Origin of the sequence: Aeromicrobium tamlense (genome assembly GCF_013408555.1) — a bacterium.
Taxonomy (GTDB): Bacteria; Actinomycetota; Actinomycetes; order Propionibacteriales; family Nocardioidaceae; genus Aeromicrobium; species Aeromicrobium tamlense.
In genome coordinates, this window is sequence record NZ_JACBZN010000001.1 from 1,958,835 (window position 1) to 1,971,832 (window position 12,998).

General features: G+C 71.8%; 14 protein-coding genes. 6 read left to right on the forward strand and 8 right to left on the reverse strand.

Annotated elements, in window-relative coordinates; all coding sequences use genetic code 11:
• Positions 1-17 precede the first annotated feature (17 nt).
• The 4 genes from BJ975_RS09705 to BJ975_RS09720 all read right to left on the reverse strand — a co-directional run bounded on the left by BJ975_RS09705 (position 18) and on the right by BJ975_RS09720 (position 3,287).
• Positions 18-1,055 carry a patatin-like phospholipase family protein gene (locus tag BJ975_RS09705; RefSeq protein WP_179425336.1) on the reverse strand — a complete coding sequence of 346 codons (1,038 nt, stop codon included), beginning with the start codon at positions 1,053-1,055 and terminating at the stop codon, positions 18-20.
• Between the two features lie 176 nt (positions 1,056-1,231).
• Complete coding sequence (locus tag BJ975_RS09710; protein WP_179425338.1) at positions 1,232-1,936, reverse strand: hypothetical protein; 705 nt, start codon at positions 1,934-1,936, stop codon at positions 1,232-1,234.
• Entirely contained in the window at positions 1,933-2,772 is an 840-nt protein-coding gene (locus BJ975_RS09715) for a hypothetical protein (RefSeq protein ID WP_179425340.1), read from the reverse strand. The genes BJ975_RS09710 and BJ975_RS09715 overlap by 4 nt, the downstream gene beginning before the upstream one ends.
• Positions 2,773-2,816: 44 nt before the next feature.
• Complete coding sequence (locus BJ975_RS09720) at positions 2,817-3,287, reverse strand: DUF6326 family protein (RefSeq protein ID WP_179425342.1); 471 nt, start codon at positions 3,285-3,287, stop codon at positions 2,817-2,819.
• Between the two features lie 159 nt (positions 3,288-3,446).
• On the opposite strand from BJ975_RS09720, the gene BJ975_RS09725 reads away from it, so the two are divergent.
• Both BJ975_RS09725 and BJ975_RS09730 read left to right on the forward strand, forming a co-directional pair.
• Positions 3,447-4,583 (forward strand): sensor histidine kinase, encoded by a 1,137-nt coding sequence (locus tag BJ975_RS09725; protein WP_179425344.1) that lies wholly within the window; start codon positions 3,447-3,449, stop codon positions 4,581-4,583.
• Entirely contained in the window at positions 4,580-5,242 is a 663-nt protein-coding gene (locus BJ975_RS09730; RefSeq protein WP_179425346.1) for a response regulator, read from the forward strand. The genes BJ975_RS09725 and BJ975_RS09730 overlap by 4 nt, the downstream gene beginning before the upstream one ends.
• Positions 5,243-5,248: 6 nt before the next feature.
• On the opposite strand, the gene BJ975_RS09735 is transcribed toward BJ975_RS09730, so the two are convergent.
• The 3 genes from BJ975_RS09735 to BJ975_RS09745 form a co-directional block, all read right to left on the reverse strand.
• Positions 5,249-5,650, reverse strand: coding sequence for a Rid family detoxifying hydrolase (locus BJ975_RS09735; protein WP_179425348.1), 402 nt, complete (start codon positions 5,648-5,650; stop codon positions 5,249-5,251).
• Positions 5,651-5,735: 85 nt separating this feature from the next.
• Positions 5,736-5,915: a hypothetical protein gene (locus BJ975_RS09740; protein ID WP_179425350.1), complete on the reverse strand. Its 180-nt coding sequence runs from the start codon at positions 5,913-5,915 to the stop codon at positions 5,736-5,738.
• A 23-nt stretch (positions 5,916-5,938) separates the two neighbouring features.
• The gene (locus tag BJ975_RS09745) at positions 5,939-6,565 is read right to left on the reverse strand and encodes an NAD(P)-dependent oxidoreductase (protein WP_179425352.1); all 627 of its coding nucleotides are present in this window, start codon (positions 6,563-6,565) and stop codon (positions 5,939-5,941) included.
• Positions 6,566-6,692: 127 nt separating this feature from the next.
• On the opposite strand from BJ975_RS09745, the gene BJ975_RS09750 reads away from it, so the two are divergent.
• The 4 genes from BJ975_RS09750 (at position 6,693) to BJ975_RS09765 (ending at position 12,056) form a co-directional block, all read left to right on the forward strand.
• Positions 6,693-7,277, forward strand: coding sequence for a hypothetical protein (locus tag BJ975_RS09750; protein ID WP_179425354.1), 585 nt, complete (start codon positions 6,693-6,695; stop codon positions 7,275-7,277).
• Between the two features lie 190 nt (positions 7,278-7,467).
• Positions 7,468-9,084, forward strand: a complete 1,617-nt coding sequence (locus tag BJ975_RS09755) for a DEAD/DEAH box helicase (RefSeq protein WP_223303420.1) — start codon at positions 7,468-7,470, stop codon at positions 9,082-9,084.
• Positions 9,085-9,128: 44 nt separating this feature from the next.
• The gene (gene hrpB / locus BJ975_RS09760; protein ID WP_317628347.1) at positions 9,129-11,651 is read left to right on the forward strand and encodes an ATP-dependent helicase HrpB; all 2,523 of its coding nucleotides are present in this window, start codon (positions 9,129-9,131) and stop codon (positions 11,649-11,651) included.
• An 18-nt stretch (positions 11,652-11,669) separates the two neighbouring features.
• The gene (locus BJ975_RS09765) at positions 11,670-12,056 is read left to right on the forward strand and encodes a nuclear transport factor 2 family protein (RefSeq protein ID WP_179425358.1); all 387 of its coding nucleotides are present in this window, start codon (positions 11,670-11,672) and stop codon (positions 12,054-12,056) included.
• Here BJ975_RS09765 and BJ975_RS09770 read toward each other — a convergent pair.
• The gene (locus tag BJ975_RS09770; protein ID WP_179425360.1) at positions 12,053-12,997 is read right to left on the reverse strand and encodes a DUF2510 domain-containing protein; all 945 of its coding nucleotides are present in this window, start codon (positions 12,995-12,997) and stop codon (positions 12,053-12,055) included. The two genes, BJ975_RS09765 and BJ975_RS09770, sit on opposite strands and share 4 nt — an antisense overlap.
• Between the last annotated feature and the right edge of the window lies 1 nt (position 12,998).

Sequence of the window (12,998 nt, forward strand, 5' to 3'; positions counted from 1 at the left end):
AAATGAAGTGCTTGGCTTCATTCCATCGGTTCGGGCCGCCATGCCGGCACCACCAGGTCGCGGTCGGGATCGGGCTCGGGCGCCGGGGGCCCGGCGGGGTGCTTCCTCACCCAGGCAGTCGCGGCGCTGTGTCCCGCGTCGAACAGGCTCGCCCGCTGCTCGGGGGTGAGGTCGAAGTCGGTCCAGCGCACGCCCCTGGGCTTGGCGAAGATGCTGCGGTCGATCGCGGCAGGGTCGCTGACGTGGCGCACCTGCGTGGAGTCGACGGTGGTGAAGATCAGGTTCGTCAGCAGCGACAGCGGCGACGTGACCGGCTTGGCCTTGGCGCGCTCCCCTGCCGGCGAGCTGAGCCGCACGCCGAGGGTGGGCCAGCGGCTGGGCTTGCCGTCGTGGCGGTCGAAGAGCTCGATGGGATAGCTGCGCAGAAGCGAGCCGTCGGCGAGGGTGAGCGTGCCGTACTGCGACTTCAGCCGAACGGGCTCGAAGAGGAACGGGATCGCGGCCGAGGCTCGCACCGCGCGGGCGACGGAGTACTCGTTCGGGTCGTGGCCGTGCGCGGGCAGGTCCCACGGTAGGAACATCGCCCGCTGGCGGGACAGGTCGCTGGCGGTGACGACGAGCCGGAACGACTGCCCCTGCGGCAGCGCGCTGCCCGGGTCGTCGAAATAGAGGTCGCCGAAGGTGCGCACGCCGAGGTCGCCCAGGACGCCCCGCACCCACTGCTCCATGTGGCGCCCGGGGTGGGCACCGAGGTGGAAGAGCACGCCCCACGCGTCAGCAGCGCGCGGCCACCAGCCGAGCATCGCGCCGCGCTTGCGACGGTCGAGGAACGCGCTGTAGTCGATCGTGCGCATGATCTCGTCGACCCGACTGAACGGCTCCCCCGCGTGCTGCATCGCCGCCATCACGGCTCCGACCATCGCACCGGCGGACGACCCGCCGATCCGCGCGAACGTGTATCCGTTCTCGGCCAGCGCGGTCGCCGCCCCCACGAGGGCGATCCCCTTGACTCCCCCGCCCTCCAGGACGAGGTCGATCGCGCGCGTCTGCTCCACGGTTCGACTCTATGGGCTCGGCGCGACCACGGCCCGGCTCAAGCGTTCGGGCCCGGTGCGCCATGTGATGTTCTGACCGACCTGATGCGCGATGGCTCCCGGTGAACAACGCACCGGACTGTGGTCACCCGGCGACTGCAATATGGCGCGCCCTTCCGTCTCAACCGGAAATGACGTCACTGGCGGATGGGCACGAGGCCCGTGCGGCCGTCCCAGGAACCGTGCTCGGACAAGGGCCGGAACCGGAAGGTCGCGAACTCGTGGTGGAAGTCGCGGCGCTCTCGCTCGCGCATGGCGTCAACGTGCCGCGTCGGGTCGGGCACGTCGGAGCGTCCGTGCACCATCTCCACCATCTGGCGCGCGCTGTGCCAGATCGTGAAGGTCGAGATCGTCCGCGGCGGACGGAAGCCGGCGACGGCGAGCGTGACGCCCGGGTGGTCGCGCACGAGGCGCTCCACGGGCCGGCCGTGGTGGAGGAAGCGAGGGATCTCGGGGATGCGCATCCGGGCCAGCGTGACGGCCACGACCGGCTCGTCCTGGTCCCACGAGCCCGCCCGGACCGGCAGTCCGGGCAAGGCGGCGAGGCTCGACCAGCGGCGCAGGTACTCCAGTCGCACGTGCCAGCCGGCGGCGAGCGAGCGGCCCAGTCCGTCACTGGCAAGGAACCGCTCCAGTGAGGCTTCGTCCTGCCACTGCGCGAAGACCGCGAGCCTGCGCAGCTGGAGTCGGTCGGGCGACACGACCGGCGCGCCGAGCCGCATGAGCGAGAGGCTCTCGAGGTGGTCGAGCCCAGGGACGGTGTCCGGCGTGGGCGGTCGCAGCAGGGCGCTGGTCCCCGTGCGGCGCGGGACCTCGGCGAGGTGGAAGCTGTGGATCGTCACGACTCACGCTCGAGCCTGTAGTGCAGGCGCAGGGCCGAGACGCCCCACATGCGCAGCTCATGATCGGTGCGCAGCACGCCGTCCGGATCGACGAAGACGTGGAAGGTCTCGTGCAGCGGCACGCGTGCGGCGTGCTCTCCGGCCTCACGGACGACCACGTACGCCCCGTCGTCGCCGAAACGACCGCGGGGCGACTGCAGAAGGAGTCCTCCGTCGGGCGTGATCGAAGGCCGCAGGAACACCTGCAGGTTCCCCGACTCGAGGGGGAAGGCGACATGCACACTCGGGCCCGCGGCGCCCGGCAGCGTCCGCGCGGAGTAGGCGCCGCTGAAGACCGTCCGGCCGCTCGCACGCAGGGTCCGCGTCCACGCGGACGCGACGTGGAGGCCGTCGCGGTTCCGTACCGGCGTCACGTGGCTGTCCATGCCGTGCGCGACGTCGAGCGGACGCATCGGCAGGGCGAGCTGCTCGACACGGCGGCCCCACAGGCGCGAGATCAGCTCACCGGCCGGCCAGAACACCGGCGACCAGCCGGACCACACGTCCATCCGCCAGCGCGCGGTGTGCTCGTAGAAGTCGCGCACCAGCGGGTTCAGGCGATCCGCCGCGAACCCGGGACCGTCGAGGACGGACATGGACGGCAGCAGTCCCGCGTCGGGGTCGGCCTCGCCCAGCACGCCGCCGTGCCGTGCGGCCTCCGTGCCGATCCAGTCCGTGCCCACGCGGGCCGAGGAGCTCACCGGCGCGTCGAGCCACCGCTCCGCCCCGTCGAGGTCGACGCGGCGACCGGTGAGTCGCCAGAAGCTCCTCGACCCGAGGTCCAAGACGTGAGGCACGGACCAGATTGTGCCGCATCCATCGGCACCGTGACCCGCACTTGCTACCGGGAGCGGACCGTTCCCTGCCGCGTGGTCGCTGCCACCGACGGAGCGACACGAGGCCAGGTCCAGGCGCTGCGCAGGATGAACGCGAGCACCATCAACTCCAGCACGACGCCGAGTCCGTAGAAGAGCAGCCAGGACTCCCCCGCCACGTTGAACGCCGTCACGGGCACGAAGAGCGAAGCCGCGACGAGGTTCGCGATGCGGTTCACCCGGGCCGGCAGTGCCGCCGACAGCACGACCATCAGGGACGGGACGGACATGAGGGCCAGCGCCGCGGTCGAGAAGGTCTGGGAGAGGTCGAACTCGAAGACCCGGCCGTCGAGGATGTCCTCCACGACGCCTGGCGTGAAGAAGTTGAGAATGTCCACGTAGGCGTACAGGAACATGAGGCTGGTCCAGGCTGCGGCGAGCCTGACGCGCACCGGGAGCGGCTGGTCGTCGAAGGTGTTGGGTTGGCGTGTGCTCATGGTGGGCTCCGTTGTCGTGAGGATCGTTGCGTCCACGCTCGCCCGGCACGGCGGCCTGCACATCGGTCCCGAGGCCTGAGCCGATCCGGCCGATGGAATGGCCTGATTCTCGTTCTTTCGGCGGGTGTGCCGGCGCGCGCCGATCCCTAGGGTGGAGCCGTGTTCACTGTCCGGCGCTCCCTGTGGGACGAGCCGCGACCTGCCGACGCCCCGCCCGTCGGACGGCTCGACTGGCTGCTGGCAGGCGTGTTCGCGATCGCGACGCTGGTTGAGGGCGCGGTGCGGCCGGACGTGGCCTGGCGTCCCCTCGTGACGGTGCTAGGTCTAGCACTCGTGCCGGCTCTCCTCTGGCGGCGGAGCCATCCCTTGCCGGCCGCCTCGGTCGGGTGGGGTGTCGCCGGGGTGCTCTCGGTCCTCCAGCTGACCGCCGACACCTCGGACCTGGGCCTCTACTCCATGCTCGGCGTGCTGGTCCTTCTCTACTCACTCGTGCGGTGGGGCTCGGGACGCGAGATCGCCGCGGGATCGGCGTTCGTGATGGTCGTCGCCGTGCTCGGGATGATCGCTTCCTCCGCGGGCTTTGCCGACGTCTTCGGTGGGAGCGTGCTCCTGCTGCTCGTCGTCGCCCTCGGAGCCGTGTTCCGCTACCGCGCGGACCTCTGGAGTCGTCAACAACGCGAGATCCGCAACCAGGAGCGGGTGGCGCTCGCGCGCGAGCTGCACGACACGGTGGCTCACCACGTCTCGGCCATCGCGGTGCAGGCGCAGGCCGGCGGCGTGGTCGTCGGCTCCCAGCCCGAGAAGGCCGCCGAGGTCCTGACCGCGATCGAGGCCGAGGCCTCGCGAACCCTCGCGGAGATGAGGTCCATGGTCCGCCTGCTGCGCGAGGAGGAGTCCGTCGACTACGCACCGCAGCGGGGCGTCGCGGACCTGCCTGCGCTGGCGCGCGTCGACACGACGCTTGCCGTCGAGGTCTCGCTGGACGGCTCGCTCACCGAGCTGGCGCGCCCCGTGGACGCGGCGCTGTACCGACTCGCGCAGGAGTCGCTGACGAATGCCGTGCGGCACGCCCGCGGCGCGACGCGAGTCGCGATCGACGTCCACCGCGAGGGCGACGCCGTCAGACTGCGTGTCAGTGACGACGGACGGATCGAGACGGAGGCGCCCGAACCCGGTTTCGGCCTGCTGGGGATGGCCGAGCGCGCCCAGCTGCTCGGCGGTTCGCTCAGTGCGGGTCCGGGGCCAGAGGGCGGCTGGGTGGTCGAGGCCGCGCTGCCCCTGAAGGCTCCGGCATGACCATCCGCGTGGTGGTGGCCGACGACCAGGACCTGGTCCGCACCGGGCTCGTGATGATCCTCGGCGCGCAGCCCGGCCTCGAGGTCGTGGGTGAGGCCGCGGACGGGCTCGCAGCGCTCGACCTGGCCACGCGGCTGCGCCCCGACGTCCTCCTCGTCGACATCCGGATGCCCGGGCTTGACGGCGTCGAGGTCACGCGCCGCCTCGCCGGACCTGACGTGGCCGACCCGATGGCGGTCGTCGTGATCACCACCTTCGACCTCGACGAGTACGTCCTCGGCGCCCTTCGCGCCGGCGCCCGCGGATTCCTGCTCAAGGACGCCGGGCCGGACCTCCTCGTGCAGGCCATCACCGCGGCCGCGAACGGCGACGCACTGATCGCGCCCAACGTCACCCGCCGACTGCTGTCGACGTTCGCCGACCAGGCCCCGGCGACTCCGGTCCAGCCCGTCGCGCCCCTCACTGAGCGCGAGGAGGAGGTGCTCGCCCTGGTGGCACGGGGACAGACCAACGCCGAGATCGCCTCCGAGCTCTTCGTCGGCCTGAGCACGGTCAAGTCCCACGTCGCCTCGCTGATGGCCAAGCTCGGCGCCCGCAACCGCGTCGAGATCGCGATGTGGGCATACGACACGCGGCGGGTCAGGGCCGACCAGTCGTGAGCGCTCTCAGTCCCGGGCCAACGCGACGGCCTCGATCGAGACGAGGAGTCCTCGCGGAAGCCGCACGTTCGCAGGCGCGGACCGTGCGGGCGGCGGGTCGGGCATGAATCGGGCGTAGACCTCGTTCAGCTTCGCGAAGTCGTCGACATCGGCGTAGAAGATCGTGGTCTTCACGAGGTCTGCCAGCGACGCACCCGCAGCCTCGAGGATGGCGGAGAGGTTGGCCAGCGCCTGCTCCGTCTGCGCCTCGATGCCCTCGACCACCTGCCCGGTCTCGGGATCGATGCCCGCCGTGCCGGAACAGAAGACGAAGCCACCTGCGACGATCGCCTGACTGTAGGGACCGAGCGCAGCCGGAGCCGCGTCCGTCTCGATCGCCACCCTGGCCGCTCCACCTTCGTGGCCCATGCAGCGAGCCTAGGCAGCGTCGAGGCTCTTGAACAGAGTTGCGAGGGCGTCGCCCCTCTCACCCCGCGCCGGGACGCAGTTCCGCCTACGGCTGGGGGTCGCCCTCCGAGTCGTCGTCCTCGTCCTCGCTGCTCAGCGCTGCGCCGAACGCGACGCCGATCGCGATGCCGAAGCCGATGAAGGCCCACTGGTCGAGCGCCACGGACAGCGCGACGCCCATGGACATGCCGATCGCGAGTCCGACGGCGAGCTTCGACGAGTCCATGCCGGCGAGCCTATCCGCGACTCTCAGGCGTGACCGATGAAGGGCTTCTGCCGTACGAAGGTCGCGTCCTCCACGCACTCGAGCAGGAAGGCCGCGGTCTCGTCGCGCGTGATCGCGCTGAGCTGGAGTCCCGGCGGGATCTCGGTGAACACCTGCAGCTCTCCCGAGGTGGTCTTCGCGAACGGGGCCGGCCTGACGATCGTCCAGTCGAGGCTCGTGCGCTCGATCAGTGCCTCCTGCCGGTCCTTGTCGGCGTAGCGGTGGCGCGTGAAGAGCGGGAAGAGAACGCGGTTGTAGAACCAGCCGCCGTGCCCCCTCGAGTCGCCGGCGCCGATCCCGGTGACGGCGACGAGACGCTTGACGCCGGTCGCCTCCATCGCCGCGATCAGTGCCCGCGTCGTGTCCGAGAACAGCGTCGTCCGGCCGAGCGAGTCGATGCCCAGGCACAGGACGACGGCGTCGTGCCCCTCGAGACTTCGCCGGAGAAAGGGCTCGTCGGTCGGCTCGCCCTCAGCGACGCGCACGTCCTCGGACGGGGTCACCCTGGACGCCTCTCGGGTCTGGGCGGTGACGGTGTGTCCCTGCGCGACCGCGCGGGCCAGCAGCCGCGAGCCGACACCGCCCGACGCTCCCACCACGACCAGTCGCATCGCAGGCCACCCCTCTGACTCGGACTTGGTACGTCCATCGAAACATGCCCCGGGTCCAGGCCGCCCCCATCCGGCGCGGAACCTCCAAGCGCGTCGGTCCGGCGCTCGGTCGTGTCAGACTCTCGGCGTGTCGACGACATCCACGGACCGCGCGGCTTCCGGACCCCGACCGACGGCTCGGCGCCGCCGCAAGGGGATCGTGGCGATCCTCGTCGCGATCGTGCTGGTGGCGGCGGGGATGGTGGCGTGGAACTGGTGGACGCATCCGAAGGCGTTCGGTGGACTGGGCGACGGCTATGAGCCCGATCCCCGACCGCTGGCGGATTCAGCTCTCTCGACCACGGTGGTCTTCCCCAAGATCAAGGGCTCTCCCGAGACCGTCACGATCAGGGGGCTCGACGCGACATTCTCCGAGAACACCGCCAAGGCCGGTGCCACCTTTTGGATCTGCCACATGACCGAGGGCGGAGCTCCCATCCTTGCCGTGTTCGACCCGGAGTCGACCTGTGCCGACATCGAGAAGGTCACCACCCCCATGCGCTTCGAGCACGGCGTCCGGCCGGACAGCGACTACCTGTTCGTCACCATCACCCCGACGCGAGCCGGCGTGGCACGCCTGTCGTCGATCGACGTCGACTACCGACGTCCCGAGCACTTCCACCAGCGCGGGACCCAGACCATCCAGGTCGGTGCGGAGGTCAACGCGCGCTGAACCGCGCACCCCCTCGCTCACCTGACGTGGGCGAGCCGACGGCCCTGGACACGAACCGCCGGGTAGCGTCCCGAGGGTGGCCAGTCCTCGCCGATCACGTGCTCGTCGACGCAGCACGTCCTCGCGCCGCGCCGGGACACGACCGTCGACGCGGCCGCTGCCGTCCGCCGGACCGGGTGAGCGCATCTGGGTGCTCGACGTCCCCTACGGGACCCCAGTCGATGGAGCCACTTGGCACCCTGCGGTCAAGACCCACCTCTACATCGGGCGCGCTCTGCCCGCACACCTCGAGCCGTACGCTCCCGGGCCGTACACGCTCGGTCGGTTCGTCGAGAGCTCCCTCAATCCCGAGCCGACGCCCAACCCCGAGCCGACCGAGGCGCTCGAGCCCCGCAGGATCCAGTTCGAGGCAGCCGACGCGATCGCGGCACGGGCCGAGGCCGGCGGACGGCAGTTCCTGCTGGCCGACGAGCCCGGCGTGGGCAAGACGATCTCGGCCGTCCTCGGCGCGACGGCCGTGGGCGATCTGCGCGGTGCGCGACGAGTGCTCGTCGTCGCCGACCGACCCGCCGCGATCACGATCGGCCACTGGTGCCGCACGATCGCCGCGCTCGGCGACGGCGGCCTGGAGTGGGTCGTGATCACGTGGGACCGCCTCGAGAAGGTCAAGGACCACGCGTGGGACGTGATCATCGCGGACGAGGCGCACGCCCTGCGGCGGACGACGACGAAGCGGTGGAAGCTGTGGGCGCGGATCTCGGGACATGCGCGCCCGCACGACAAGGCGCCGTTCGTCATCGCGACCACGGCGACGCCCGGGCACACGCCGCTCGAGCTCCCCTACCTCGCTCCGGCCTACGCCCAGACTCTCGGCGAGCCGATGAGCGAGTGGACCTCGGCGACGCAGCCCGCCGCCGTCTTCGCCACCGCACTCGAGCGCCACGGCGTGGAGCTGGAGCACGGCCGCTACGGCGCGGCCTGGACCGCCGACCCGGCGCGACGCGCTGCCGACCTCAAGCTGGTGCGCGGCTGGCTGAACGAGGAACAGCCGCCCGCGATGCTGCACCGCGCCGCACCGTGGGGGCCCGTGCCGATCTCCGGCATGCCGGTCGCGCTCACGCCCGCGGAGCGAGCCGCCTACGAAGCCGAGTGGGGCGAGTTCTGCCGTGAGATGGACATCGCCCGTCGCGGACGCAACGTGGCGAAGGGCCGCGCCGCCCTTCTGCGCTTCCGGCAGAAGGCCGGGCTCATCCGCGTCGACTCCACGGTCGCCTGGATCGCCCAGCAGATCGAGTCCGACCGGCAGGTGGCGTGCTCGGTGGAGTTCGTCACCACCGCGGCTGACCCGATCACCGACCGGCTCCGTGACTCCGGCATCGAGGTGGCCACCATCTACGGCCGCGACCGGTTCGACCCCGAGGCCGAACGGCTCCGCTTCCAGACCGGGGAGGCGAGGGTCTGCGTCTTCACCGCCGTCGCCTCGATCAGCCTGCACGCCGGGGAGACCCTCGCCGACGGCCGCCAGGCGAGCACCGAGCCGCGGGTCGGCCTCTTCCACCAGGCCCGCTTCTCGGGGATCGCCGCTAGACAGGTGACCGGCCGCACCCACCGGGATCATCGTGTCTCGCCGTGGCACATCGCCTACGCCGAGGCCACGGTCGAGGAGCAGGTCGGCAAGGTGATGGTGGAGCGGATCGCCGCGGCGTCCGACACCGTGGGCAGCGACACCACCGGCCTCGCCGACCTGGCGCAGCTCCTCGGGGCCGACTGGCTGCCGCCCACGACCCTCACCGAGGACGGCGCCTGAGCTCGCCACGTCCATGCTCGGCTGAGGTCGGGCAGACTGCTGGGGTGTCCGACCCGCTGCGCAGGCTGCTCGCCGCACCGCCCGACCTCCCGGTCGCCGCGGGCCTGCCGGCGCTCGACGAGGCGCTTCGCAGCCGCGGCCTCGCGGTGGTGCACGCGCCGCCCGGCACGGGCAAGACGACCTTGGTCCCGCCTGCCGTGGCCCAGTCCGTCACGGGGCGCGTCGTCGTCACGCAGCCCAGCCGCATTGCGGCGCGTGCCGCCGCCCGGCGACTGGCGCACCTGCTGGGCGAGCCGGTCGGCGAGACGGTCGGGTACTCGGTGCGTGGCGAGCGACGGACCAGCCGGAGCACGCGCATCGAGGTCGTCACGACGGGACTGCTGCTCCGGCGGCTCCAGCACGATCCCGAGCTCGCCGGCGTCGGCGCCGTCATCCTCGACGAGGTGCACGAGCGCCACCTCGATGCCGACCTGACCCTCGCGCTGCTCCTGGACGTCCGCGCGAACCTGCGCGAGGATCTCTCCCTCGTCGCGATGTCAGCCACCATCGAGGCCGAGCGCACGGCCGCGCTGATCGGTGGCGGCGAGGCTGCCCCGGTGATCAGCGTTCCGGGTGCGCTCCATCCGGTCGAGACCGTCTGGTGTCCGATGCCGCCGGGGACGCGTCGCACCGACGACCGGGGCATCACGCCGGCCTTCCACGACCACGTCGCTGCGACCGTGCGTCGCGCGCTCGCCGAGCACGGGGGCGACGTCCTGGTCTTCGTCCCGGGGGTCGCGGAGATCGACGCGGTCATCCGTCGGCTCGGCGGGGTGGAGGCGGACGTCCACCCGCTGCACGGACGACTGTCCGGCGCCGAGCAGGACCGAGCGCTGAGCGAGGGCCCACGTCGACGCGTCATCGTCTCGACGGCGGTCGCCGAGTCGTCGCTGACCGTGCCCGGGGTGCGTGTCGTGGTGGACGCCGGCTTCTCGCGCGAGCCCCGGACCGACCACCGCCGCGGTCTGGCCTCCCTCGTCACCGTCACCGTGAGTCGGGCCGCGGCCGACCAGCGAGCAGGACGAGCCGGCCGCCTGGGTCCGGGTGCCGTGCTGCGGTGCTGGTCCGAGGCGGAGAACGCGCACCTGTCGGCGCACCCGGAGCCCGAGATCGCCACCGCCGACCTGACGGCCTTCACGCTGGAGGTGGCGTGCTGGGGCAGCCATGACGTCCGAGAGCTGGCGCTCCTCGACCAGCCCCCGCCGCACGCCCTCGGGGCGGCCCGGCGGGTGCTCGTGGAGCTCGGCGCCGTCACGGAGGACGGGAGAGCCACCTCGCGGGGTCGAGCCATGGCCGCCGTCCCGGTCGACCCGCGGCTCGCGCGAGCCCTCATCGACGGAGCCCCACTCGTCGGGTCGAGGCGCGCTGCCGAGGTGGTCGCGATGCTCAGCGAGGACGTCCGTGCTCCCGGAGGCGATCTCGTCGCGGCGCTCAGATCACTGCGCTCCGGACAGCGGTCCGGCGCCTGGCGCAGCCAGGTCACGCGCTTGGAGTCCGTGGTGAAGGAACAGGTCGGACAGAGGGACAACGTCCCCGCGCTGACGGACGACGTCGCGGTCGGGCTCGTGGTCGCCCTCGCGCACCCGGACCGCATCGCGCGCAAGCGCTCCGGCGGCTCGAGCTACCTCATGACGTCCGGCACGGGTGCGGCCCTCGATCCGCGCGACCCCGGACCGCTCGCCGGCCTGGAGTGGCTCGCGGTCGGTGACGCGGAGCGACGGTCCGGGCAGCGTGAGGCCCGGATCCGCTCGGCGGCTCCGCTCACGGAGGACCTGGCGCTCGAGGCCGCAGGCTCGTCGTGGACCGAGGTCGACGAGGTCGGCTGGACCGACGGACGCGTCGTGGCTCGCCGCCGCACGCTGCTCGGCGCGATCGAGCTGAGCTCCGTGCCGATCAGCGACCCTCCGGTGGAGGCCGTGACCGAGGCGATCCGGGAGGCCGTGGCGAGCGAGGGCATCGATCTCCTCACCTGGTCGGAGGCGGCCACCGCGCTGCGCGCTCGGCTCGACTTCCTGCACCGCGCGATGGGCGACCCGTGGCCCGACGTGAGCGACGAGGCGCTGACGCAGAACCTTCAGTCGTGGCTGGGTCCGCAGCTGGCGCGAGTCCGCTCGGCCCGCGACCTTCGCCGCATCGACGTCGTGGCCGCACTGCGGGCGCTGTTGCCGTGGCCCGAGGCGGCGCGGCTGGACGCGCTGGCGCCGGAGCGCGTGGAGGTCCCGAGCGGCTCGATCGTGCGGATCGACTACTCCCAGGAGCAGCCGGTGCTCGCCGTCCGGCTGCAGGAGGTCTTCGGCTGGGACTCGGCGCCGGCCCTCGCGGACGGCAGGGTGCCGCTCCTGCTGCACCTGCTCTCCCCCGCCCGACGTCCGGCCGCCGTCACGGCCGACCTCGACTCGTTCTGGGACAACGGCTACCCGGGAGTCCGCGCCGACCTCCGCGGCCGGTACCCCAAGCACTCCTGGCCCGACGACCCGCGCACCGCCCCGGCGACCCGCCGCACGAACGCGCGCCGCACCCGGGACTGAGCCGTCCATGATGGACGCATGACCACCGAACGCGCGGACCGCGTCCGCGCCCTGTACCAGTCGTTCAACGACCGCGACCTCGATGCCGTGCTGGCGGCGATGGCACCGAGCGTCGAGTGGCCGAACGGCTGGCGCGGTGGGCGGCTGACGGGTCGCGACGAGGTGAGGGCGTACTGGCAGCGCCAGTGGGAGGAGATCCGCCCGATGACCGTCGTCCGACACATCGCCGAGCGTCCCGACGGCACCGTCGAGGCACGTGTCCGCCTGGTCGTCCGCGACCCCGCCGGGACCGTCCTGGAGCGCTCCGAGACGACGCACGTCTACGAGTTCGCGGGACCCCTGGTCCAGCGCATGAGGGTCGAACCCCAGGACGCCGTGGCGGGTGAAGCGTCGACATCCGCCTAGTCGCACCCGGTTCCGTCACCGTCCCTGTCGAGCCGGTACGGGTCGCTGCCCGTCACTGTGACGGGGTGACCGATCTCTCCGCAGTCGAGGTCCGCGACGATCGGCAGGCAGGGCGAGTACCCGGCCATGCAGTCCTTGTCAGGTGTCTTCGCCTTGGGAGGCTGCGGAACCAGTGGGACGGGCTTCGCAGCCTTCCGACACGCCGGTACCGAGGCCGAGGCGAAGGCACGGTCGAGTCGACGACCGAGCTCGGGGTTCTCGTGACGGAACTCCTCGAGGTAGCGGTCGTCGCCGAGCCCGCGCCGCGCGAGCATGACGTTCAGCGACCTGCCCTTCGCGTCCCGCACCTCAGCGACCAGGCGGCCGTGCGTGTCCTCGGCATACGCGTTCACCGAGTACCCGTTGCGCAGGACCTTTCGCGTGAACGCGGTGGCCTCCGGTCCGCACTGCTCATTGCGCTCCGGCGTGTTGACGAGTCCCAGGCGGTACTCGTTGCCGTCGGATCCCACCCAGGAGTCGCCGTCCTTCTGGTCCGTGATGAACAGCATGACGACGGGCTCGTCGGTCGGTTCGGGCGTCGTGGACGGCTCGGTCGTCGGTGACGGCTCGACGTCGGCCGGCGACTGGTCGACCGTCCGGGCGGGCTCTGTCGCATGGACCGGCTCGCTCGTCACGGTGTCGTTGGTCTCCGACGTGGCCGCGGCACCGACCGCCACGATCCCCATGACGGCCACGCATCCTGCGACCAGCCAGAGCTCCCACCTGCGAAGCCACGGCTTGCTGACGCGGTGAGTGTCGGCCGTGAAGCCCGCGGACGACTGGTAGGCGTTCAAGGCGTACGGATAGTTCCGCGCGGTGTAGTTGGTCCACGCGGACCCGTCCCAGTAGCGCAGCTCACCCTGGTCATCGGCATACCAGCCGGCGCGGGGACCCTCGGTCATC